This is a genomic window from Variovorax sp. OK212, assembly GCF_900112425.1.
GTDB lineage: Bacteria > Pseudomonadota > Gammaproteobacteria > Burkholderiales > Burkholderiaceae_C > Variovorax.
This window is the reverse complement of record NZ_FOLP01000003.1, coordinates 12903-35757: the sequence shown is the minus strand read 5'-3', so window position 1 is coordinate 35757 and position 22855 is coordinate 12903. Positions and strand designations below refer to the sequence as shown.

General features: G+C 67.9%; 18 protein-coding genes. 6 read left to right on the top strand and 12 right to left on the bottom strand.

What is annotated here, in order from left to right:
* Positions 1-72 precede the first annotated feature (72 nt).
* Genes BM004_RS10575 through BM004_RS10565 form a run of 3 tightly spaced genes read right to left on the bottom strand, consistent with a single transcriptional unit; the run spans position 73 to position 7159 of the window.
* Positions 73-1311: a TIGR03862 family flavoprotein gene (locus BM004_RS10575; RefSeq protein WP_093213128.1), complete on the bottom strand. Its 1239-nt coding sequence runs from the start codon at positions 1309-1311 to the stop codon at positions 73-75.
* Positions 1308-4607 (bottom strand): UvrD-helicase domain-containing protein, encoded by a 3300-nt coding sequence (locus BM004_RS10570; protein WP_093213126.1) that lies wholly within the window; start codon positions 4605-4607, stop codon positions 1308-1310. Before BM004_RS10570 ends, BM004_RS10575 begins: the two co-directional genes overlap by 4 nt.
* Complete coding sequence (locus BM004_RS10565; protein WP_093213124.1) at positions 4604-7159, bottom strand: PD-(D/E)XK nuclease family protein; 2556 nt, start codon at positions 7157-7159, stop codon at positions 4604-4606. The genes BM004_RS10570 and BM004_RS10565 overlap by 4 nt, the downstream gene beginning before the upstream one ends.
* 168 nt (positions 7160-7327) lie before the next feature.
* Here BM004_RS10565 and trxA point away from each other — a divergent pair, with 168 nt between their 5' ends.
* Complete coding sequence (gene trxA, locus BM004_RS10560) at positions 7328-7660, top strand: thioredoxin TrxA (RefSeq protein WP_042578306.1); 333 nt, start codon at positions 7328-7330, stop codon at positions 7658-7660.
* 179 nt (positions 7661-7839) lie between these two features.
* Positions 7840-9105 (top strand): transcription termination factor Rho, encoded by a 1266-nt coding sequence (gene rho / locus BM004_RS10555; protein ID WP_081266259.1) that lies wholly within the window; start codon positions 7840-7842, stop codon positions 9103-9105.
* Positions 9106-9168: 63 nt separating this feature from the next.
* Here rho and BM004_RS10550 read toward each other — a convergent pair whose 3' ends face one another.
* Complete coding sequence (locus BM004_RS10550; protein ID WP_093213122.1) at positions 9169-10227, bottom strand: oxidoreductase; 1059 nt, start codon at positions 10225-10227, stop codon at positions 9169-9171.
* 173 nt (positions 10228-10400) lie between these two features.
* Between BM004_RS10550 and BM004_RS10545 the strand changes: the two genes are divergently transcribed.
* From BM004_RS10545 to BM004_RS10535, 3 genes are all read left to right on the top strand, one after another.
* Positions 10401-10670, top strand: coding sequence for a type B 50S ribosomal protein L31 (locus tag BM004_RS10545; protein WP_093122806.1), 270 nt, complete (start codon positions 10401-10403; stop codon positions 10668-10670).
* A gap of 76 nt (positions 10671-10746) precedes the next feature.
* Positions 10747-12483, top strand: a complete 1737-nt coding sequence (locus BM004_RS10540; RefSeq protein ID WP_093213120.1) for a hypothetical protein — start codon at positions 10747-10749, stop codon at positions 12481-12483.
* Between the two features lie 3 nt (positions 12484-12486).
* A complete protein-coding gene (locus tag BM004_RS10535) occupies positions 12487-13830 on the top strand; it encodes an MATE family efflux transporter (protein ID WP_093122812.1) in 1344 nt (447 codons plus the stop codon).
* A gap of 22 nt (positions 13831-13852) precedes the next feature.
* On the opposite strand, the gene phoR is transcribed toward BM004_RS10535, so the two are convergent.
* Genes phoR through pstS form a run of 7 tightly spaced genes read right to left on the bottom strand, consistent with a single transcriptional unit; the run spans position 13853 to position 20508 of the window.
* Entirely contained in the window at positions 13853-15196 is a 1344-nt protein-coding gene (gene phoR / locus BM004_RS10530; RefSeq protein ID WP_093122814.1) for a phosphate regulon sensor histidine kinase PhoR, read from the bottom strand.
* A 44-nt stretch (positions 15197-15240) separates the two neighbouring features.
* Positions 15241-15933, bottom strand: a complete 693-nt coding sequence (gene phoB / locus BM004_RS10525) for a phosphate regulon transcriptional regulator PhoB (RefSeq protein WP_007836652.1) — start codon at positions 15931-15933, stop codon at positions 15241-15243.
* Between the two features lie 28 nt (positions 15934-15961).
* Positions 15962-16663 carry a phosphate signaling complex protein PhoU gene (gene phoU, locus BM004_RS10520; protein WP_093122816.1) on the bottom strand — a complete coding sequence of 234 codons (702 nt, stop codon included), beginning with the start codon at positions 16661-16663 and terminating at the stop codon, positions 15962-15964.
* A gap of 16 nt (positions 16664-16679) precedes the next feature.
* Complete coding sequence (gene pstB / locus BM004_RS10515) at positions 16680-17462, bottom strand: phosphate ABC transporter ATP-binding protein PstB (RefSeq protein ID WP_093122819.1); 783 nt, start codon at positions 17460-17462, stop codon at positions 16680-16682.
* A gap of 17 nt (positions 17463-17479) precedes the next feature.
* The gene (gene pstA / locus BM004_RS10510; protein WP_093122822.1) at positions 17480-18364 is read right to left on the bottom strand and encodes a phosphate ABC transporter permease PstA; all 885 of its coding nucleotides are present in this window, start codon (positions 18362-18364) and stop codon (positions 17480-17482) included.
* Complete coding sequence (pstC, locus tag BM004_RS10505; protein WP_093122825.1) at positions 18361-19443, bottom strand: phosphate ABC transporter permease subunit PstC; 1083 nt, start codon at positions 19441-19443, stop codon at positions 18361-18363. The genes pstA and pstC overlap by 4 nt, the downstream gene beginning before the upstream one ends.
* A 30-nt stretch (positions 19444-19473) precedes the next feature.
* Positions 19474-20508 carry a phosphate ABC transporter substrate-binding protein PstS gene (gene pstS, locus BM004_RS10500; protein ID WP_093122828.1) on the bottom strand — a complete coding sequence of 345 codons (1035 nt, stop codon included), beginning with the start codon at positions 20506-20508 and terminating at the stop codon, positions 19474-19476.
* A 306-nt stretch (positions 20509-20814) separates the two neighbouring features.
* Between pstS and BM004_RS10495 the strand changes: the two genes are divergently transcribed.
* Entirely contained in the window at positions 20815-22335 is a 1521-nt protein-coding gene (locus tag BM004_RS10495) for a Ppx/GppA phosphatase family protein (protein ID WP_093213118.1), read from the top strand.
* A 42-nt stretch (positions 22336-22377) separates the two neighbouring features.
* On the opposite strand, the gene BM004_RS10490 is transcribed toward BM004_RS10495, so the two are convergent.
* Positions 22378-22839 carry a SixA phosphatase family protein gene (locus BM004_RS10490; RefSeq protein WP_177206482.1) on the bottom strand — a complete coding sequence of 154 codons (462 nt, stop codon included), beginning with the start codon at positions 22837-22839 and terminating at the stop codon, positions 22378-22380.
* Between the last annotated feature and the right edge of the window lie 16 nt (positions 22840-22855).

Sequence of the window (22855 nt, the reverse complement as noted above, 5' to 3'; positions counted from 1 at the left end):
CATTCCATGCGAAATGAAACGGGGCTTGCAAAAACTCTCAGCGAAAAACGAAACTCCAACGGCAAGAGGCCTTCACAGGCCCAGCCGCTGGATGGCGCCGCGCGCCGCCGCAGCACCGCTGGCCATCGACGCCGTCAGCAGATAGCCGCCGGTCGGCGCCTCCCAGTCGAGCATCTCCCCTGCCGCGAACACGCCGGGCAGTGCCTTGGCCATGAGTTGCGCATCGAGCGCATCGAAGCGCACGCCGCCGGCCGTGCTGATCGCCTCGTCCACGGGCCGCGTCGCGACCAGCTTCAACGGCACCGCCTTGATCGTGGCGGCCAATTGGGCCGCATCCGCCATCGCCTCGCGGCTCAGCACCTCGTGCAGCACGCCGGTCTTGATGCCTTCCAGCCCGAGCCGGCTCTTCAAATGGCTGCTCAGCGAACGCGCGCCGCGCGGATGCTTGACGGCCCCCAGCACCTGTTCGGCGCTGCGGTCGGGCAGCAGGTCGAGCAACAACGTGGCGCTGCCGTTCGCGGCGATCTCGTCGCGCAGCAAGGCGGAGGCCGCATAGATCAGGCTGCCCTCGATGCCCGTCGCCGTCGCCACGAACTCTCCCTTGCGCGCAAAGTGCCGCCCCTGGCTGTCGGTGAACGAAATTGCCACCGACTTGAAGGGCTGCCCCGCAAAGCGGCTGGAGAAATGCTCGGTCCAGCCGCTGGCGTCGAAGCCGCAATTGGCGGGCAGCAGCGACGCGATGTCCACACCGCACGCCTGCAGCCACGGGGCCCAGGCACCGTCCGACCCCAGTCGCGCCCAGCTCGCACCGCCCAGCGCCAGCACCACCGCATCGGCCTTCGCCGTGGCCTCGCCCGCGGGCGTTGCAAACCGCATAGCGGCCAGATCCACCGCGCCTTCGCCGAGCCAGCGATGCCGCATGTGAAATTGCACGCCCGCCGCACGCAGCCGCTGCAGCCATGCACGCAGCAGCGGCGCAGCCTTCATGTCCTTCGGAAACACGCGTCCCGAGGTGCCGACGAAAGTCTCGACGCCCAGGCCCGTCGCCCAGTCGCGCACCTGCTGCGGACCGAACTGCGCGAGCATCGGCTCGAGCTCTGCGCGCCGTCCGCCGAAGCGCCCCATGAACACGTCGAAAGGCTCGGAATGCGTGAGGTTGAGCCCCCCGCGGCCGGCCAGCAGGAACTTGCGGCCCACCGAGGGCATGGCGTCATACACGTGCACCTGCGCGCCGGACGCGCTCAGTACTTCGGCCGCCATCAGCCCGGCGGGTCCGCCGCCGATCACGGCAACGGTAGGAGAAACAGTCATTCGAGATTTACCAGTTCGCCCTGCCCGGTGAGGAACGCGACGCGCACCGTGGCACCGGGGTAGGCATGTTGCACTGCGGCGCGGTAGCGCTGCATCTGTGCGATCAGCGCGGCGTCCCGTTCGGGGCGCGCCGCGGATTTGTAGTCGAGGATCCACCAGGCGCCGCCGTCGCGCTCGCGCACCAGACGGTCGATGCGCAAGGTCTCGCCTTCATGCACCAGCGTGACTTCATTGCCATGCCAGTCGACCCTGCGATCGTCCCACACCCAGGCACCCTCGCCCGCGCGGATGCGCTGGGCCAGCGCCGCGGCGCCGCGCGCCTGCTGGGCATCGAGCATGAATTCGCGGGCCGCGGCACGCACATGCGCCGCCGGCAGCGCCTCGCCCGGCACGGCCCATTCGAGCAGCCGGTGCATCGCCTGACCGAACGCGGCGGCTCGCGCGTCGACGGTGGTGTCCGCGGCCTTCTTCTTGGCGTCCTTCGCGCCCTGCGCGTCCTTTGCATCCTTGGCGACGGGCGCCTCGGCCGACGGCGGCACCTCGGGCATCCGCTTCATCGAGAAACTCGCTGCACCGCCCGCAACAGCCAGCTCGACGAGCGGCTCGCCGGCCTCCGTGGGCTCGCACAGCGGCTCCAGCCGGCTCCACCAGCTGCTTTCGTTGGCGCGCGCCGGACGCACCGACGACAGCACCAGCCGCTCGCGCGCCCGCGTGGTCGCGACGTAGAGCCCGTTGAGTTCCTCGCGATGCCGCGCGCGCTGTTCTTCCTCCAGCAGCGAGGCCGCGCAGGCAGGCGGCGTCTTCTCGCTCGCGAGGAACACGAAGCGCGTGGGCGCGCTGTCGCTGCCCTTCCATTCGACCAGCACGCCCATGGTCTGTGCGCGCGGCGGTGCGGCGTCGCAGTCGAGCATCAGCACGGTGTTGGCCTCGAGGCCCTTCGCGCCGTGCACGGTCAGCAGTTGCACCGCGTCGGGCGCGGCCACGGTCGGCGCACGCACGCCGCCTGCGCGCAATGCACGCACCAGCGCGTACGGTGTGACGAAGCGCGCACCGTCGATCTCCAGCGACGCGGTCAGCACGCCGCGCAGGTTGGCCAGCGCGCTGGCGCGCATGGTGGCCGGCACGGCGGCGCCGAATTTGGCGAGCAGGTCGCCGTCGTGAAAGATCGCGTCGAGCGCGTCGTGCGGCGGCAGCGTCATCAGCCAGCGCTGCCACTTCTTGAGCTTCACACCCGCCTCGATCAGCACCGGCGGCAGGGTCTCGTCCTTCTGCACCAGCGCGAACCAGCTGACCATGCCGCGCTCGCGCTGGCGCAGCGCGAGCTGCACCAGGGCCTCGTCGTCGACGCCGAACACCGGCGACTTGAGCGCGCGCGCCAGCGACAGGTCGTGCGCGGGCGACACCAGCACGTCGATCAGCGCGACCACGTCCTGCACCTCGGGCGCGTCGTACAGCTCGTTCTTCTCGGGCTGCTGCACGGGAATGTGGCGCTGGCGCAGCGCGTCCTGCATGGCCGACAGGCGGCTGCGACGCCGCGCCAGCACCATGATCTGCCGCGGCGGCGTGCCGTCGGCGATGCGCTGCGCCACCCATTGCGCGGCCTGCTCGCATTCCTTCTGCAGCAGTTGCTCCTCGGGCAGCACGCGCGGCGTGACGAGGCTGTCGCGCCAGTGCAGCATGCCGTCGTCCGCAGGCGCCGCCTCGGTGGCGTCGCCGAGCGCATCGCGGTCGATGGCCGGCAGCTTCAGCAATTCGCCTTCGTCGGCGCGCTCGGTGGTGTGGGCGCGGTAGCCGTCGAACTCGCCGGCGTCCTGCGCGGCCAGCATGGCCGCATTGACCAGCCCGACCACGTTGCGTGCGTTGCGGTGCGTGTGGTCGCAGTTGAGCAGCTCGCCGCCCAGCCCTTCGCGCACGAACTTCTTGGCCGCGATGAACACCTGCGGCTCGGCGCGGCGGAAGCGGTAGATGCTCTGCTTGGGGTCGCCCACGATGAACACGCGCGGCGCGCTGCTGCCCGCGCCGACGTAGGCGCTGAGCCAGCCGTACAGCGCCTGCCATTGCAGCGGGTTGGTGTCCTGGAACTCGTCGATCAGCAGGTGCGCGACGCGCGCGTCGAGCCGCTCCTGCACCCAGCCCGACAGCGCCGACTGGCCGAGCAGCAGCTGCGCGGCCTGCTCCACGTCGTTCATGTCGACCCAGCCGTGGGCGCGCTTGACCTCGGCGAAGGCGACGATCAGCAAGCGAGTGAGGCGCGTCATGCGCTGCTGGTAGAGCCACGCCGCGTGCTGCGCCTGCGCGCCGCACAGCACCTGCAGCTCGGTCTCGGCCTCCACGGCCGCGGCGAACTTCAGCAGGTTCTTGTTGAGCCGGTCTTCGGTGGCAACGAAGAAGTTCTTGCGCAGGTGCGCGAGCGCGGCCGGCAGCGAAGCGGCATCGGGCTCGCCGGTGCCGAAGATGTCGATGATGGCTTCGGCCGCCTTCTGCGGCGTCTTGTTGGTCTCGCGGCCCAGCGCGGCCGCGCGGTCGAGCCAGCGGCGGCGCACGTGCTCGCCGCGCAGCGCGTCGGTCGGCTCGCCCAGTCCGTCGAGCGAGGGATAGAACGCGCTGAAGTGCTGCACGGCGTTTTCCGCATCGGCCAGCGAGAACTCGACCCGCTTGGACAGTGCCTCGCCCAGCGCCTTGGCGGTCTGCGAGCGGCCGTGCGTGGCAACCACCGCGTAGTAGTCGGCCAGCGCGCCCTTGTCGGCCGTGACGGCCTCGAAGAACGGGCGCCACGTGTGGCCGCGCGCCTCGGCATCGTCCTCGAGCAGTTCGTAGTTCGACGGCAGGCCCAGTTCGCGCAGCACCGCCAGCGGCGCATTGCGCAGCAGGCCGGCAAACCACGCGTGGAAGGTGCGGAACTGCACCGGCCGGCCGCCTTCGAGCAGGCGCCGGTACAGACCCTTCAGGCGTGGCACGGCGGCCTGCGCTGCGGCGGGCTCGACGCCACGGACCACGAGTTCGCGCACCAGTTCTTCGGGCGGGCGCTCGGCGAAGTCTTCGAGCCACTGGTCGAGGCGCTCGCGCATTTCGCCGGCGGCCTTCTTGGTGAAGGTGATGGCCAGGATCTCGTGCGGCTCGCAGGCCGATTCGCCCTCTTCCAGCAGCGCGCGAAGAATGCGAGAGACCAGCATCCAGGTCTTGCCCGCGCCGGCGCAAGCCTCCACGGCGACCGAACGGCGCGGGTCGCAGGCGACGGTATAGAAGGCCTCGCGCTCGACGTGGCGGCCGTTGTGTTCGTAGGCGGCGCCGCTCATTTCGACAGTTCCCAGAAGTCCTTGCGGCACAGGCCGCGGGCCGCGCAGTAGTCGCACACGGCGCCCTCGCCCAGCGGCGGCAGCGCCGCGCCCTGCGCGATGCGCGTGAAGTCTTCGATGATGCCGGCCACCAGGGCGTCGCGCGCCTCGACCACGGCCGGCTGCTCGACGGTCTGCGTGCCCGACGACTTCTCGCCGACGTTCACGTAGGCCGCGCGCAAGGTGTCGTCGGCCACCAGTGCCGCGTAAAAGGCAAGCTGCGTGTCTTCGGTCGGGTCCTTCACGCGTTCCTTGGTCACCGACGACGACTCGGTCTTGTAGTCGATCACGAAGGCCTGGCCGTCGGGCATGCGGTCGATGCGGTCGAGCCGGCCGACGAGCCGCAGGTTGCCCAGCGCCTGCTCCTTCCAGGGCTCGGCCTCGACGAAGACGGCGCCATTGGCCTCGTGGCCCGCGAGCCAGAGCAGGTAGCCGTCGCGCACCGCCGGCCATGCCGCGGCGAACGGCAGGAACTCGGCGTCGGACAACGCCATTTCGCGCGTGGTGCGTCGGGCCGCATCTTCGATGAATGCCAGGCGTTGCTGCGCGTCCTGCGTCGGGGTTTCGACCAGCGCTTCGTGGAAGTGACCCAGCACGGCGTGCAGCCAGTTGCCGAAGTCGCGCTTGTCGACTTCGGCGTCGAGCTCGTCGGCGCTGCGCAAGCCCAGCTGGCGCAGCGCGAAGAAGCGGTAGGGGCAGCGGCGCAGGTCCTCGTAGACGCTGGTCGAGATGTTCTCCAGCGGCAGCAGCGCACCGGAGGGCTGCGGGTACGCGGTCGGCTGCACGGCCACCTCGCGCGGCAGGCGCGGATCGGCGGACGGCTGCAAGAGGTGGTCGAGCCGCAGCGCCTGCACCAGCGGGCTCGGGCTCACGGGTTCGCCCGTGACGTCGGACTGGCGCCAGAGCAGCTCGCAACACGGGTTGCGCAAGGCCGCGGCCCATGCGGCGCGTTGCGCGGCCTCGAGCGTTTCGCGCAGCGGCAGCCCGAGCTCCTGGCGCTGGGCTGCGCTCCAGTTGCCCGGCGGCTCGGGCGATGCAGGCAGGCGCCGGTCGTCGCAACCCGGGATGACCACGGCGCCGAAGGCACGGCCGAGCAATTGATACAGCGGAAGCACGACGACGCGCGGGGCCTGGTCGCCCGCGGGCGGCACGAAGCTCGCGTCCTCGAGCACGTCGCGCGCCCAGGCGGTGAACTCGGCCAGCGTGTGGCGCCCGCCGGGGAATTCGTCGTCGTCGCCGTGCGCGCCGGCATCGAGCCACAGTGCACCGATGACCTTGCCGCCAGCGAAGTCGTCGACCAGCAGTTGCCATTGCCCACCGGCTTCGAGCAATTCACGCAGTGCGCCGAGCCATTCGGCCAGCGGGCGCGAGCGGGCCATCGGCATGCGGCGGGCCTCGATGGCTTCGGTGAAAGGCAGCAGCGCGACGTCTTGCGGCTTTTCGCTGCGCGCTACCAGTGCGCACCACACGGACCAGTCGCGCAGGCCTTCGCGGCGCAGGCGCGCCTCGAGCGACTGCACGGTGGGCGCGTCGCCGTCGGCGCCGCCCTTGAGCCATTCGAGCACCTGGTCGCTGCTGGCGTCGTGCGCGCAGGCGCGCAACGCGGTCATCAGCGTGGCGGCCGCGCGCGTGGTCGACAGCTTCCAGCCGGTCTCGTCGTGCGTGACGATGCCTTGCGCCGCGAGCTGGGCGCTGATGCGGCGGGTCAGCGCGCGGTCGGTGGCAATCAGCGCGACCGGGGCGCGCTCTTCGCCCAGGTGGCGCAGCACGCAGGCGGCGGCGAGCTGGGCTTCGTCCTCGGGGTCGAGCGCGACGTGGAAGGCCGCGGGCGCCGGTGCGGCGCCAGCGGGCACGAGCGAGAAACGCAACGCGTCGCCGCCCCAGATGCCGCACAGGGACTGCGTCAACGGGTCGGTCTGGAAGCCCTCGAGCACGATCAGCGCATCGACCTGCGCGCGCGTGGACGCGCGCATCAGCACGTCGGTCGCGTAGCCCGAGGTCGACACCCACGCGACGGCGATGCGGATCAGCGCGCTTTCCATGCGGAACCACTCCGATTCGCTGCCCGCCTCCGCCACGCCCGCGGCACGCAGGGCCCAGTCGCCGACGCGCTCTTCAGGTGTCACTGCCGCAGCGAGCGGTGCCAGCTGATAGGCCAGCTCGACCACGCGCCCGGCCATGGCGAAGCGCTCGGCATGGAAGCCGGCCTGCGACAGCAGCGCCTGCGCGGTCACGAGATCGCGGGCCATGTCGTGCGCGATGTCGTAGCCGGTGGGCACGAAACCGCCCGCGCTGCGGGCCCAGTTGTGGGTGGTTTCGAAGCGCGGCACGAAGCCCGCGCTGCCGCAGCGGGTCCACATGGCACGCGCCACGCCCATGAGTTGCGCGTAGGGCACCAGCACCACGGTGCGGGCGGCATGCAGCTCGCGTTCGGCCAGCGCGCGGACGATCCGCGCGACGACGCCGTCGGCGGGATCGCACCACAGGGCCTGGACGGGGTGGCCTTCGTTCATGTTCTATCGAGGGTTTGAGAGCGTGGGTGCGAGCGTCGGAGCGTTGTGCGCAAGGGCTTTGGCTATCGTCGCCATAGCGTCCCCGCATGGCACGCCACCCCTTGGTTTCTGTCACAATGACCAGCACTTTAGCTGCACCGAAACTCTCTGCGCACAAGGACCCATCACATGGCCAGCGAACTCATCAAACACATCTCCGATTCCTCTTTCGAGGCCGACGTGCTCAAGTCCAGCCAGCCCGTTCTGGTCGACTACTGGGCCGAATGGTGCGGCCCCTGCAAGATGATCGCCCCGATCCTCGACGAAGTGTCGGCCACCTACGAAGGCAAGCTGCAGATCGCCAAGCTGAACGTGGACGAGAACCGCGACATCCCCGCCAAGTTCGGCATTCGCGGCATCCCCACCCTGATGCTGTTCAAGGACGGCCAGCTGGCCGCCACCAAGGTCGGCGCCATGAGCAAGGCGCAACTCACGGCCTTCATCGACCAGCAGCTCGCCTGAGCGATTTCAGCCGGCCAGCGCGCAATGCGTTGGCCGGCGCGTTTTTCCTGTCATAATCTCCCACAGATCACCGGCCCTTTCAGGCAACCGGTTCGAGTTCCCCGGTTAGTGAAGCACTTCTCGCTTCACATTCAACCTCCCCCCGTTTTCCGTTCGATTACCCCGCGAGGGGTCATTCCATGCACTTAAACGAACTCAAGGCACTCCACGTGTCTGAAGTCCTCAAGCAAGCTGAAGCGCTTGAGATCGAAAACGTCGGCCGCATGCGCAAGCAGGAGCTGATGTTCGCGATCATCAAGAAGCGCGCCAAGGCCGGCGAGCAGGTCTTCGCCGACGGCGTGCTCGAAATCCTGCCGGACGGCTTCGGCTTCCTGCGCAGCCCCGACACCAGCTTCACGGCCAGCACGGACGACATCTACATCTCGCCCAGCCAAGTGCGCCGCTTCAACCTGCACACCGGCGACATGATCGAAGGTGAAGTGCGCACGCCCAAGGACGGCGAGCGCTACTTCGCGCTGACCAAGCTCGACAAGGTCAACGACGGTCCGCCCGAGCAGAACAAGCACAAGGTGATGTTCGAAAACCTGACGCCGCTGTTCCCCAAGGAGCAGATGAAGCTCGAGCGCGACGGCATCAAGGGCGAAGAGAACATCACGGGCCGCATCATCGACATCATCGCCCCCATCGGCAAGGGCCAGCGCGCCCTGCTCGTGGCGCCGCCCAAGAGCGGCAAGACGGTGATGATGCAGCACATCGCCCACGCGATCAGCGCCAACTACCCCGACGTGCACATGATGGTGCTGCTGGTGGACGAGCGCCCTGAAGAAGTGACCGAAATGCAGCGCACCGTGAAGGGCGAAGTCATTGCTTCGACCTTCGACGAGCCCGCTGCACGCCACGTGCACGTGGCCGAAATGGTGATCGAACGCGCCAAGCGCCTGGTCGAGCTCAAGAAGGACGTCGTGATCCTGCTCGACTCGATCACCCGCCTCGCCCGCGCCTACAACAACGTCGTGCCCTCGTCGGGCAAGGTGCTGACCGGCGGTGTCGACTCCAACGCGCTGCAGCGTCCCAAGCGCTTCCTGGGCGCCGCGCGCAACGTGGAAGAAGGCGGCTCGCTGACCATCATCGGCACCGCGCTGATCGATACCGGCAGCCGCATGGACGAAGTGATCTTCGAAGAGTTCAAGGGCACCGGCAACTCCGAAATCCACCTCGACCGCCGCCTGTACGAAAAGCGCGTGTTCCCGTCGATCCAGCTCAACCGCAGCGGCACGCGCCGTGAAGAGTTGCTGCTGGCTCCCGAGATCCTGCAGAAGACCCGCATCCTGCGCCAGCTCATGTACAACATGGACGAGATCGAGTCGATGGAGCTGATGCTCAAGAACATGAAGGCGACCAAGACCAATGTCGAGTTCTTCGACATGATGCGTCGCGGCGGCTGAGCACCACGCTCTTCCGCAAAAGCGCGTCGGCCCTCACGGGTCGACGCGCTTTTTTCATGGGCCTCAGGTCTTGATGGCGCGGCCCTCGAGGGCGCTCTGGCGGCCGATGTCGAGCAACTCCATCAGCGCGACGGCCTGATCGGGCGGCACGGGATTCGGGCCGCGCCCCAGGATCGCATCGCGCACCGCGGCGTAGTAGTCGACGTAGTTGCCGGGGCGCGTGGGCACGCTGCGACAAATGGACGCCCCCTTGCCGTCGACCAGCGTGAGCTCGCCGTCGAGCGGATCGGCGCCCCACCCTTCAGCCGGCGGCCGCTGGCCGGCGCGCAACGCGTCTTCCTGCGTGTCCACGCCGTGCTTGACGTAGCTGCCGCGCGTGCCGTGCACGATGTAGCGCGGCGCGGCATGGGCCGCCAGCGTCGTCGAGTGCAGCACCACGCGCAGCGGTGCGTGCGGGCCTTGCTCGTAGCGCAGCACGGCATGAAAGTAGTCCTCGACCAGCGCGCCGTCGCGCAGCACGGCGGTGTCGAGCTGCAGCGTGTCGGGCCGGCCGAAAAGCTGCACCGCCTGGTCGACCAGGTGGGCGCCCAGGTCGACCCAGAGGCCCGAGCCCGGCACGGCCTGCTCGCGCCAGCGCACCTTCACTTCAGGCCGGAAGCGGTCGAAATGCGACTCCAGGTACACCGGGCGGCCCAGTTCGCCACTGGCCAGCAGGTCTTTCAGCGTCAAAAAATCGGCGTCGAAGCGCCGGTTCTGGTAGACGGCCAAGACACGATTGTTGCGCTTCGACAACAATTCAAGCTCTCTCGCCTCCGAGACGTCGAGCGTGAAAGGCTTGTCCACCACCACGTGCTTGCCGGCCTCCAGCGCCGCCTTGGCAACCGGGTGGTGTTGGGCGTTGGGCGTGGCGACCACGACCAGGTCGATGTCCGGCCGGGCGACCAGCGTGGCCACGTCGGGCACGACGGCCACGCCGGGCCAGTCCGCGTGGACCTTGTGCGGCTGCGAGCTGGCCACGGCCGCCAGTTCGAGGCCGGGCACGGCGGAAAGCACCGGCGCATGAAACGTCTGGCCGGCAAAACCATAGCCGACAAGGCCGGCGCGAAGGGGTGTAGCGGTCATGGGATGGGCTGGTTTGCTGGGAAAAGCGGCAGTATGCGATAATCATGGGCTCCGCGAAAAGTGCGGCTGGGCACGTCGTCCGGCTTCCCTAGAAGGCAGCGCGCCAGACCACTGGCCGCTGGTGGCTCTCGCATCGACCGCGCATTGATTCCAACAGCGCAAAAGGAAACACCATGGCAAAAGAAGGCATCCACCCGAATTACCGCGACGTTCTGTTCGTCGACATGTCGAACGGCTTCAAGTTCGTGACCCGTTCGTGCGCGAACACCAAGGAAATGGGCAAGACCGAAGACGGCCGTGAACTGCCGCTGTTCAAGCTCGACACCACGAGCGAATCGCACCCGTTCTACACCGGCACGCAGAAGTCGGTCGACAACATGGGCGGCCGCGTCGAGAAGTTCCGCAACCGCTTCGGCAAGACCACCGGCGCTGCTTCGAAGTAAGGCACGCGCTTTTGCGTCGAGGGCAGCCCGGTTTACCGCGCTGCCCTTTTTGTTTCCGAATCCAGCTCTTCGCCACTTGAACCAGCCCACCCCCGCGATCGTTGCCCAGAATGCCGTGCGCCGCTTGCCGCGCATCGCGTTGCTGCTGTTGTGCGCGGCCTACCTGCTGCCGGGCCTGGTCGGCCGGGGTCCCTGGAAGAGCGCGGACATCACCGCCTTCGGCTACATGGCCGAACTGGCCCGCAGCACCGAAGGCATCGCACGCTGGTTCGACCCGATGCTGCTGGGCCTGCGCCCCGAAACGCCCGCGCTCATTCCCTACTGGATCGGCGCGCTGGCCATCAAGATCGCCCCGTCGTGGCTGAACCCCGACCTGGCCGTGCGCATCGTGTTCGCGTTCCTGCTGTGGGGCACGTTCACCGCCACCTGGTACGCCGTGTACTACCTGGCCCGCACCGCGCGCGCCCAGCCCGTGGCGTTCGCCTTCGGCGGCGAGGCCCGCCCGACCGACTACGCGCGCGCCATTGCCGACGGCGGCCTGCTCGCGCTGATCGCCTGCCTGGGCCTGGCCCAGCTCGGCCATGAAACCACGCCCGCGCTGGCGCAACTGTTCTTCGCCTCGCACCTGTTCTACGGCGTCGCCGCCTTGCCCTACCGCCGCGCCGGGCCGGTCACGGCGCTGGTGGTGGGCACCCTCGGCATCACGCTGAGCGGCGCGCCCACCGTGGGCCTGGCGCTGGCCATCGGCAGCGCGCTGTACATCGCCTACGAACGCCGGCTCGCCGCGCGCGCCCAGGCCGATGCCCTCTACGACGAAGACAGCGGCCCCGGCTACACGCGTGGCGCCCTGCTCACGATGGTCGGCGTCACCGCGCTTGCCGCCGTGCTGGTGTTCGGCCTGAAGCTGCCGCAATGGAAGATCACGATGACCGGCGGCTCGCTGCTCGTCGACGTGCGCAGCCAGGCCAAGCTGCTGCTGTGGTTCACCTGGCCGGTCTGGCCGCTCGCCCTCTGGACGCTCTGGCGCTGGCGGCGGCAGCTCACCGCGCGCCATGTCGCGCTGCCTTTCTGGTTCGCGCTGGTGCCGCTGGCCGCCACCTGGAGCACCGACTTCTCCGACCGCTCGCTGCTGCTGGCCCTGCCCGCCTTCGCCACGCTGGCCGCCTTCGCCCTGCCCACCTTCCGGCGCAGCGCCTCGGCGCTGATCGACTGGTTCAACGTGTTGTTCTTCAGCGGCCTGGCCGTGCTGGGCTGGATCTACTGGATCGCCATGCAGACCGGCGCACCGCCCAAGCCCGCGGCCAGCGTGGCCCGCCTGGTGCCCGGCTTCGTGCCCGAGTTCTCGCCCATCGCCGTGGTGCTGGCCGCCGCCGCGACCCTCGCGTGGTGCTGGCTGGTGCGCTGGCGCACCGGGCGCCACCGCGCCGCGCTCTGGAAGACGCTGGTGCTGCCCGCGGGCGGCACGGCCCTTTGCTGGATGCTGCTCATGACGCTGTGGCTGCCGCCCATCGACTACGCGCGCAGCTACGTGCCGCAGGTCAACGCGGTGGTCGAGCGCGTGGGCAAGCAGCCGGGCTGCATCGCCGAGCTGGCACTGAGCCGCGCGCACATCGCGGCACTGCGCCACCACGGCCAGCTCGACATGAAGCCCCTGCTGCTCGACAACAGCTGCACCTGGCTGCTGGCCAGCCCCGAGACCATCGAGCGGCTGCACACCATCATCCCGTTCGACCAGTGGCGCTTTGCCGGCACGCTGCGCCGTCCCAGCAGCCCCGCGGACGACCTGCTGCTCTACCAGAAGATCGCGCCCTAGCACGTGGCCGGCGAACGCAGCCTGATCGCGCGGCACGCAGGCACGGTGCTGGTCGGCCAGCTGGCCGTGATGGCGTTCGGCGTGACCGACACCATCATCGCGGGCCGCTATTCCGAGCACGCGCTCGCCGCCCTTTCGGTCGGTGCCGCCGTCTTCGTGAGCGTGTATGTCTCGCTCATGGGCGTGCTGCAGGCGCTGCTGCCGGTCTGGGCCGAGCTGCACGGCGGCGGCCGCGGCGCCGAGGTGGGCCGCTCGGTGCGGCAGTCCCTGTACCTGGCGGGCATCGCCGTGGTGGCCGGCATGGCGGTGCTGCTGTCGCCGGGCGCCGTGCTGCGGTTCACGCAGGTGCCGCCCGAGATGCGCGGCGAGGTCGAGGCCTACCTGGTCGTGCTGGCCTTCGGCCTTGCGCCCGCGCTGCTGTTCCGCCTGTTCAGCACGCTCAACCAGAGCCTGGGGAAGCCACAGCTCGTCACCTGGCTGCAGCTGGGTTCGCTGTTCGTGAAGCTGCCCCTGTCGATCTGGTTCACCTTCGGCGGCGCCGGCCTGCCGGCCATGGGCCTCGTGGGCTGCGGCTGGGCCACGCTGTGCGTCAACTGGGCCATGCTGGGTTGCGCCGTCTGGCTGCTGCGCAGCAGCCCGTTCTACCGCGGCTACCGGCTGTGGCAACGCATCGAGCCGCCCGACTGGCACACGATCCGCCAGTTCGCGCGCATGGGCGTGCCCGGCGGCCTTGCCGTGCTGGTCGAGGTGACCTCGTTCACGCTGATGGCGCTCTTCATCGCGCGCCTGGGCACGGTGGCCGCCGCGGCGCACCAGATCGCCGCCAACCTGCTGGCCGTGGCCTACATGGTGCCGCTGTCACTGGCCATTGCGACCAGCGCCCGCGTGAGCTTCTGGCTCGGGGCGCGCGACGCCGCCAAGGCGCGCCACGCCTGCAGGCTCGGCTTCGAGCTGACGGTGCTGTGCGCCCTGCTCTTCGCGGCGGCCATGCTCACGCTGCGCTTCCAGCTGGCCAACGTGTATTCCGACAACCCGGCGGTGATCGCGCTGGCCGCCACGCTGCTGCTGGTGGTGGCGGCCTACCACCTCGCCGACGCGCTGCAGACGCTGTGCGTGTTCGTGCTGCGCTGCTACCGCGTCACGCTGGCGCCGCTGGTCATCTACTGCACGATGCTCTGGGGTATCGGCCTGGGCGGCAGCTACCTGCTGGCCTACCGCGGCCTGGGGCCATGGCCCGCGATGCAGTCGCCGCTGGCGTTCTGGATCATGAGTGCCGGCGCGCTGGCATTGGCGGCGCTGCTGTTCGGCACGCTGCTGCGCTGGACCATGGCCCAGCGCGCCAGATAAGCCGAAGATCGCGAAAGAAGGTTTACTTGGTAACCAGCACGCGTGCTTCGTGCACGCGCGTCGCCGGGAACACCAGCGCAAAGCGCGAGCCCTTGCCCACCGAGCTCTCGATGCGCAACTCGGCGCCGTGCCGCTGCGCAATGTGCTTCACGATCGCCAGACCCAGCCCCGTGCCGCCCGTCTCGCGCGAGCGGCTGCGGTCGATGCGGTAGAAGCGCTCGGTCAGCCGCGGAATGTGCTCGGCGGCAATGCCCGGGCCCGTGTCCTTCACGGCATATTCGCCGCGGCCGTCGGGCAGCACGCGCCAGCTCACGGCCACCTCGCCGCCGCCCGGCGTGTAGCGGATGGCATTGCTCAGCAGGTTCGACATGGCGCTCTGCAGCTCGGTCGGCGCGCCCGACACCTCCGACTCGGCATCGATGGTGAAGGACAGCTTGTGCCCCAGCGGCGCCAGGCGCCCCGAGAGCCCGCGCCCTTCGTCCTCGCACTGCGCAAGCAGCGCGCGAATGCGGATCCACTGGTTGCCCGAAGGCGCCGCGCTGCCTTCGAGCCGCGACAGCGTGAGCAGGTCGTTCACCAGCGTTTCCATGCGGTGCGACTGCTGCCCCATCAACGACAGGTAGCGCGTGCGCTCGTCCACGTCCAGCGGCAGGTTCTGCAGCGTCTCGACAAAGCCTGCCAGCACGGTCAGCGGCGTGCGGATCTCGTGCGACACGTTCGCCACGAAGTCGCGCCGCATCGCCTCGGCCTGTTCCAGCGCGGTGATGTCGCGCGTGAGCAGCATGCGGCGGTTGCCGGCGTAGGGATGCACCTGCACCGACAGCCGCACCACATGGCCGCGCTGGTGGGCGTGGCTGCCGATGCCGGGCGCGTCGATGACCACGTCGCGGCTGTAGTTCCAGGACGCCAGGTAGGCCACGAAGGCCGGGTCGCGCACCAGGTTCGCCAGGTGCTGGGCCAGGTCGCGCTCGGCGTCGATGCCGAACTGCGCGGCCGCCGTCTGGTTGCACCACTCGATGCGGCCGTGCTCGTCGAGCAGCACCACGCCGTTGGGCGAAGCCTGGATGGCCGCCAGGAACTCCTGCAGCCGGTCTTCCGCCTGCCGGGTCTGTTGTTCACGTTCGCGCAGCAGCTTGCGGATGCGCTCCGACAGCTCGCCCCACACGCCCGGTCCGCGCGTCGGCAGGCCGGCCGCGTCGTTGCGCAGCACCTGAAGCAGCCGTTCGGCGCGCCAGGCGTCCAGCACCAGCCAGACCACGGCTCCCACCCAGGCGCCCAGCCATATGAACTTCAAGCCGAAAGCAGCAACAGCGCCCGCTCCGATGACGAGAGACGCTATTAAAAATGTAGCAATGCGAAAAGGCATGGCGGGCGATTATCCGCGCCCGCCACCGGCGGACACCACAGCGTTCAAACCGTCACTTGGGCCGTCAGGCGATAGCCGGCACCGCGGACGGTTTCCACCATCGGCGCGGCCGCACCCAGCGACTCGCGCAGGCGCTTGACGTGCACGTCGACCGTGCGCTCCTCGATGTAGACGTGGTCGCCCCACACCTTGTCCAGCAGCTGCGCGCGGCTGTGCACGCGTTCAGCGTGCTGCATCAGGTAGGCCAGCAGCTTGAACTCGGTCGGGCCGACCTTCAGCGCGCCGCCCTGCCAGGTCACGCGGTGCGTGGAGGTGTCGAGCGCGAGCTCGCCGATTTCCACGCGCTCCGTCACCACTTCCGGCGCCCGGCGGCGCAGCACCGCACGGATGCGGGCCAGCATTTCCTGGGTGGAAAAAGGCTTGGTGATGTAGTCGTCGGCACCGGCGTCCAGGCCGGCCACCTTGTCGGGTTCGTCGCCGCGCGCGGTCAGCATCAGGATCGGAATGGCCTTGGTGCGCGGGTCCTTGCGCCACTGGCGCGCGAGCTGCAGGCCGCTCTGGCCCGGCAGCATCCAGTCGAGCAGGATCAGATCCGGCAGGAAGGCGTCGATCTCGCGCTGGGCTGCCGCGCCATCCTCCGACCAGATCGGCTCGAAGCCGTTGTGGCGCAGGTTGACGGCGATCAGCTCGGCGATCGAGGACTCGTCTTCGACGATCAGGACTCGGGGTTTCTTCATGCTTTTTTGGGGAGTCTTGCCGCCATCTTCACTGCAGCGCGGACTCGATTTCTTGCATCGAAGTGTGCCGCACATCGGCACCCTTGACGATGTAGATGATGAACTCGGCGATGTTCTTCGCGTGATCGCCGATGCGTTCGATCGCCTTTGCCAGGAACAGCAGGTCCAGGCTGGCGGAGATGGTGCGCGGGTCTTCCATCATGTAGGTGACCAGCTTGCGCACGAAACCGTCGAACTCCTTGTCGATCAGGTCGTCGTCTTTCAGGATCGACAGCGCCGCGGCGGTGTCCAGGCGCGCGAACGCGTCCAGCGCCGTGCGCAGCAGGCCCGAGGCCAGGTCGGCCGCGATGCGCAGCTCGGTCGTGGGCAGTTGGCGCGCCGATCCGCTCTCGATGATCGACTTGACCATGCGCGCGATCTTGTTGGCCTCGTCGCCCACGCGCTCGAGGTTGGCGGTGGTCTTGCTGATGGCGATCAGCAGGCGCAGGTCGCGTGCGGTCGGCTGGCGGCGCGCGATGATGGATGACAGCTCGCGGTCGATGTCGATCTCCATCGCGTTCACGCGATGCTCGGTCTCCATCACGCGGTCGGCTGCGTCGGCGTCGAACTGCAGCAGCGCGTACACGGCCTGGTGAATCTGCGATTCGACCATGCCGCCGAGCTCCATCACGCGCGACGAGACGCCATTGAGTTCGCTGTCGAACTGGCTGGAAAGGTGTTTCTCGGTCATGTTGTCTCCTTTGACTTCAACCGAAACGGCCGGTGATGTAGTCCTCGGTCTCCTTGCGCTGCGGCTTGAAGAACATCTGTTCGGTGGCACCGAACTCGATCAGGTCGCCGAGGTACATGTACGCGGTGTAGTCGCTGCAGCGGGCGGCCTGCTGCATGTTATGCGTCACGATGACCACCGTGTATTCATTCTTCAGTTCGGCGATCAGTTCCTCGATCTTCGCGGTGGAGATCGGGTCCAGGGCCGAGCAGGGTTCGTCGAGCAGCAGCACTTCGGGCTTGATCGCGATGCCGCGTGCAATGCACAGGCGTTGCTGCTGGCCGCCGGACAGGCCCGAGCCGCTTTGCTGCAGCTTGTCGCGCACTTCGGTCCACAGGGCCGCCTTCTTCAGCGCCCATTCGACGCGGTCGTCCATTTCGCTGGCCGAGAGGTTCTCGAACAGCTTCACGCCGAAGGCGATGTTGTCGTAGATCGACATCGGGAACGGCGTGGGCTTCTGGAACACCATGCCGACCTTGGCGCGGATCAGCGCCACGTCCTGCTTGGACGTGAGCAGGTTCTCGCCGTCCAGTGCAATCGTGCCTTCGGCGCGTTGCTCCGGGTAGAGCTCGAACATGCGGTTGAAGGTGCGCAGCAGGGTCGACTTGCCGCAGCCCGACGGGCCGATGAAGGCCGTGACCTTGTTCTCGGGAATCTCGAGGTTGATGCTCTTGAGCGCGTGGAACTTGCCGTAGTAGAAGTTCAGGTCCTTGACCGAGATCTTCGAGCGCGACGGTTGTTGTGCAACGGTGTTTGGCATGTTGGCGTCTTCTTTGATTAGTGTTTGGTGCGCGTCAGCACACGCGCCAGGATGTTGAGTGCAAGCACGGCGACGGTGATCAGGAACACGCCGGCCCATGCCAGTTGTTGCCAGTTCTCGTACGGGCTCATCGCGAACTTGAAGATCGTGACCGGCAGGCTGGCCATCGGCTGGCTCACGTCGGCGGTCCAGAACTGGTTGTTCAGCGCAGTGAACAGCAGCGGCGCGGTTTCACCGGCGATGCGGGCCACGGCCAGCAGGATGCCCGTGACCACACCGGCGCGTGCGGCGCGCAGCGTGATGCTCAGGATGACCTTCCACTTCGGCGTGCCCAGTGCATAGGCCGCTTCGCGCAGGCCGGGCGGCACCAGCTGCAGCATGTTCTCGGTGGTGCGAATCACCACCGGGATCACGATCAGCGCCAGCGCCAGCGCACCGGCCAGGCCCGAGAAGCTCTTGAAGTAGGCCACCACGACGGCATACACGAACAGGCCGATCACGATCGACGGCGCCGACAGCAGGATGTCGTTGACGAAGCGCGTGACGGAAGAGAGCCAGCCCTTGGGGTTGTACTCGGCCAGGTAGATGCCGGCCATGATGCCGATGGGCGTGCCCACGAAGGTGGCCAGCGCCACCATCACGAACGAACCGAAGATCGCGTTGGCAATGCCGCCCGCTTCGTTCGGCGGCGGCGTCATTTCGGTGAAGGTGGCAATGGCCAGGCCGCCGATGCCCTGGCGCAGCGTTTCCCAGAGGATCCACACCAGCCAGAACACACCGAACGCCATCGCGGCGAGCGACAACGTCAGCGCGATCTTGTTGACTCGGTTGCGCGAGGCGAACTTCGCCTGGCGCATGTCGGCGAGCGCCTGCGCGCTCAGGAGGTTTTGGGCTGTACTCACGACTTGGTTCCTTCGCTCTTCTTCATCTGGGCCAGCAGCATCTTGGACAGCGACAGCACGACGAAGGTGATGAAGAACAGCACGAGGCCGAGGTACATCAGCGCGGCCTGGTGCAGGCCGGCGCCGGCTTCGGCGAATTCGTTGGCGAGTGCCGAGGTGATGCTGTTCGCAGCCTCGAACACGGAGAGGGAGTTGAGCTGGTTCATGTTGCCGATCACGAACGTGACCGCCATCGTTTCACCCAGCGCGCGGCCCAGGCCGAGCATGATGCCGCCGACGACGCCGGCCTTGGTGTACGGCAGCACCACCTTGGAGACGACTTCCCAGGTGGTCGAGCCCAGACCGTAGGCCGATTCCTTCAACAGCGGCGGCGTCACTTCGAACACGTCGCGCATCACCGAGGCGATGAACGGAATGATCATGATCGCCAGGATGATGCCGGCCGACAGGATGCCGATGCCCACCGGCGGGCCGGAGACCAGCGCGCCGAGGTACGGGATGCCGCCCAGCAGCTTCTGCAGCGGCTGCTGCACCCAGGCCGACAGGATCGGGCCGAACACCAGCAGGCCCCACATGCCGTACACGATGGAGGGCACGGCCGCCAGCAGTTCAATGGCGGTACCCAACGGGCGCTTGAGCCAGTTGGGCGAAAGTTCGGTAAGGAAAAGCGCGATGCCGAAGCTCACCGGCACGGCGATCACCAGTGCGATGAACGAGGTGGCCAGCGTGCCGTAGATCATGACCAGGCCGCCGTACTCTTCCTTGACGGGGTCCCACACGCTGCTGGTGAGGAAGCTCAGGCCGTACTTCGAAATGGCGGGCCAGGCACCTGCGATGAGCGACAGCAGGATGCCGATGAGCATCGCCAGCGTCAGCAGCGCGGCGCCCTTGGCGGCCCAGCCGAACAGGCGGTCGGCCATGGGGCCGGAGCGGGGAGCCTTTGCAGGCGGCGGAGAGGCAGTGGCGCGACCGCGCTCGGCCGAGAGGTCGAGGGAGGTGGCTGCAGCGGGAAAGGTGGATGACACAGGTCGCTCCGGCAAAGACGAAAGCGGCGCGTCCTTGAGCGAAGGAATGCTCATGGTCGCGCCGTTCTGGACTGAAGGTTGGATTTACTTGAACGCGACGGCCTTGCCCGACGCGTCCTTCACATCGCCCCATGCCTTGGCAATGGTGGCCTTCACGGCGTCAGGCATCGGCACGTAGTCGAGGTCGTCAGCCGTCTTGTCGCCGCTCTTGTAGGCCCAGTCGAAGAACTTCAGCACGGTGGTCGCGTTGGCGGGCTTGTCCTGCACCTTGTGCATCAGGATGAAGGTCGCGCCGGTGATGGGCCATGCGCCCTTGTCGGCCTGGTTGGTCAGCACCTGGTAGAACGTCTTGCTCCAGTCGGCGCCGGAAGCGGCAGCCTTGAAGGCCGAATCGTCGGGCGACACGAAGGTGCCGGCGGCGTTCTGCATCTGGGCGTACGTCATCTTGTTCTGCTTGACGTAGGCGTATTCGACGTAGCCGATCGAGTTGGGCAGGCGGTTCACGAAAGCGGCGACGCCTTCATTGCCCTTGCCACCCGCACCGGTGGGCCAGTTCACGGCCGTGCCTTCGCCGACCTTGCTCTTCCACTCGGCGTTGACCTTGCTCAGGTAGTTGGTGAACAGGAAGCTGGTGCCCGAACCGTCGGCGCGGCGAACCGGGGCGATGGCAGCGTCAGGCAGGTTCAGCGAACCGTTCAGGGCCTTGATGGCGGGGTCGTTCCACTTGGTGATCTTGCCCAGGTAGATGTCGCCCAGGACCTGGCCGTTGAGCTTCAGTTCGCCGGGCTTGATGCCGGTGATGTTCACCACGGGGATCACGCCGCCGATGACGGTGGGGAACTGCATCAGGCCCTTGGCTTGCAGTTCGTCGTCCTTCAGGGGAGCGTCCGAAGCGCCGAAATCGACGGTCTTGGCTTCGATCTGCTTGATGCCGGCGCCCGAACCGACCGACTGGTAGTTGATCTTGACGCCTGTGGCCTTGTTGAAGTCCGAAGCCCACTTGGCGTACAGCGGTGCCGGGAAGCTGGCGCCAGCGCCGGTCACGTCTTGTGCGAAGGCGGGAATGGTGAACATCGCGGCCAGCAGGCCGGCTGTTGCAAATTTGAACGTCGTTTTCATGAAGCTTCCTTTTAGAGGTAAGAAGTAGTCCCTTTCGGGCTTGGCACGGACTCTAAAAAGCTTCTGTGACATCGGTGTGACACCCCTCTGTCGAGGGAAAATGCCTTTCTTTGCTCGGTGCTTCATGTGACGCTGTCACATAACCGTCATGCGCCGCGCCTAGCCTTGCGACCCTCGCCACTGCGCGATTGGGGAGGCGGCGCGCCCGGATACAGCCGATCAGGGCCGATCACGGTCCATCACGGGCCGGTCCTGGCGCTACGATCAAACACAACAAAGACAACCCCGCTTCTTCTTCGGAATTACATGCAAAACGGCACCCGCCTCGCAGCAGTCGACCTCGGCTCGAACAGCTTCCGGCTCGAAATCGGCCAGGTCGACCACGGCCAGATCCACCGCACCGAATACCTCAAGGAAACCGTGCGCCAGGGCAACGGCCTGGACAGCGCCCGCAACCTGACCACCGAGGCCATGCAGCGCGGCTGGGACGCCCTCGCCCGTTTCGGCGAGCGGCTGGCCGGCTTCAAGCGCTCGCAGGTGCGTGCCGTGGCCACGCAAACGCTGCGCGAAGCGCGCAACCGCGAAGAGTTCCTGTTGCGCGCGCGCACCATCCTGGGCTTCGGCATCGACGTGATCCCGGGCCGGGAAGAAGCCCGCCTTATCTACCAGGGCGTGGCGCACATGCTGCCGCACACCGACGCATCCGACTCCGAACGGCGGCTGGTGGTCGACATCGGCGGGCGTTCCACCGAAATGATCATCGGCCAGGCGCTGGTGGCCGACCGCATGGAGTCGTACCGCGTGGGCAGCGTCGCCTGGTCGATGAAGCATTTCAGCGAAGGCCTGTTCACCCCCGCCGCCTTCCGCGCCGCCGAGGTGGCGGCCAAGGCCGTGCTCGACGACGCGCTTGCCAGCTACACCCGCGACCAGTGGGACGTGGCGTACGGCGCCTCCGGCACCATCGGCGCGGTCGGCGACGTGCTGGCCGCCTCGGGCGCCGAGCCCGGCATGGTCACGCGCGAAGGCCTCGACTGGCTGCTCGACCGGCTGCTGAAGGCCGGCAGCGCCGACAAGCTGCGCATCGACGGCATGCGCGAAGACCGCAAGGCCGTCATCGGCGGCGGCGTGAGCGTGCTGCGCGCGGTGTTCGAGCTGCTCGGCATCGAGGAAATGAAGGTTGCCCAGGGCGCGCTGCGCCACGGTGTGCTCTACGAACTGCTGGAACGCGACGAGAGCGTGGCCGACATGCGCACCGCCACGGTCGCGCGGCTGGCCAACCGCTTCGCCGTGGACACGGCGCAGGCCAAGCGCGTGGGCGACATCGCCGCCGCGTTGTTCGTGCAGCTCTCGCCGGCCGCGCGTGGCGGCAGCACGTCGAGCCGCGCCGGCCGCGCGCTGCGCAAGCTGGGCTGGGCCGCGCAGCTGCATGAAATAGGCACGCAGATTTCGCACAGCGACTATCACAAGCATGGCGCCTACATCCTCGACAACACCGACGCTCCGGGCTTCGCGGTGAACGAGATGCATGCGCTCGGCCAGCTGGTGCTGGGCCAGCGCGGCAAGCTGCGCAAGCTCGAATTGGCGCTGGACGACGAAACCTTCGTCATGCAGCTGCTGTCGCTGCGGCTCGCCATCATCCTGTGCCATGCGCGACGCGACCCCGATCCGCAGGCGCTGCATGTCGCGGCACTGGGCGTGCGGGCCTTCACGATTGCCTGCGCGCCGGACTGGGCCGATGCCTATCCGCAATCCGCGCACCTGCTGCGCGAGGAAGTGCTGGCCTGGCAGAAGACCAGCAACTGGCGCGTGGAACTCAGCGGCTGCTGAGCCGCTCGCCCCCTAAAACCCCAAAAACCAAGACCGAAAGCGTCAGAGCAGCTCCGGCGACTGCACCGTCACCACGACGGTCTGCACGTCGCCGTCGCGCTCGCGCGTGCGGATCCACCACAGCGCGCCCTTGCGCACCGGGCAGCTGTCCTGCTTGAGGCCCAGCAGCAGCGAAATCGCCTGCCCCACCGACGGCTGGTGGCCGATCATCAGCACCACCGACTTGCCGTTGGGCCAGCCGGCCGCGCCGAGCATGGCTTCGGCCGTGGTTTCGGGTGCCAGCTCGGAGCGCAGCTTGTACTTGCGGCCCAGCGCCAGGGCCGTCTGCTCGCAGCGCCGCGCGGGGCTGCAGATGATGCGCGTACCGTCGGGCAATTGCCGGTCGAGCCAGCTGGCCATCCGCTTGGCCTGTTTTTCGCCGCGTGCGGTGAGCGAGCGCTGCATGTCGTCGCAACCCTCGGTCCAGTCCTCGGCTTCGGCGTGGCGCCAGAAGATCAAGTCCATGGTCATCGTCTTTCGG

Bases quoted from the DNA above. Each gene is read 5' to 3' on its own strand.
- BM004_RS10575 (WP_093213128.1), bottom strand. From the start codon at position 1,311: ATGACTGTTTCTCCTACCGTTGCCGTGATCGGCGGCGGACCCGCCGGG.
- BM004_RS10570 (WP_093213126.1), bottom strand. From the start codon at position 4,607: ATGAGCGGCGCCGCCTACGAACACAACGGCCGCCACGTCGAGCGCGAG.
- BM004_RS10565 (WP_093213124.1), bottom strand. From the start codon at position 7,159: ATGAACGAAGGCCACCCCGTCCAGGCCCTGTGGTGCGATCCCGCCGAC.
- trxA (WP_042578306.1), top strand. From the start codon at position 7,328: ATGGCCAGCGAACTCATCAAACACATCTCCGATTCCTCTTTCGAGGCC.
- rho (WP_081266259.1), top strand. From the start codon at position 7,840: ATGCACTTAAACGAACTCAAGGCACTCCACGTGTCTGAAGTCCTCAAG.
- BM004_RS10550 (WP_093213122.1), bottom strand. From the start codon at position 10,227: ATGACCGCTACACCCCTTCGCGCCGGCCTTGTCGGCTATGGTTTTGCC.
- BM004_RS10545 (WP_093122806.1), top strand. From the start codon at position 10,401: ATGGCAAAAGAAGGCATCCACCCGAATTACCGCGACGTTCTGTTCGTC.
- phoR (WP_093122814.1), bottom strand. From the start codon at position 15,196: ATGCCTTTTCGCATTGCTACATTTTTAATAGCGTCTCTCGTCATCGGA.
- phoB (WP_007836652.1), bottom strand. From the start codon at position 15,933: ATGAAGAAACCCCGAGTCCTGATCGTCGAAGACGAGTCCTCGATCGCC.
- phoU (WP_093122816.1), bottom strand. From the start codon at position 16,663: ATGACCGAGAAACACCTTTCCAGCCAGTTCGACAGCGAACTCAATGGC.
- pstB (WP_093122819.1), bottom strand. From the start codon at position 17,462: ATGCCAAACACCGTTGCACAACAACCGTCGCGCTCGAAGATCTCGGTC.
- pstC (WP_093122825.1), bottom strand. From the start codon at position 19,443: ATGAGCATTCCTTCGCTCAAGGACGCGCCGCTTTCGTCTTTGCCGGAG.
- pstS (WP_093122828.1), bottom strand. From the start codon at position 20,508: ATGAAAACGACGTTCAAATTTGCAACAGCCGGCCTGCTGGCCGCGATG.
- BM004_RS10495 (WP_093213118.1), top strand. From the start codon at position 20,815: ATGCAAAACGGCACCCGCCTCGCAGCAGTCGACCTCGGCTCGAACAGC.
- BM004_RS10490 (WP_177206482.1), bottom strand. From the start codon at position 22,839: ATGGACTTGATCTTCTGGCGCCACGCCGAAGCCGAGGACTGGACCGAG.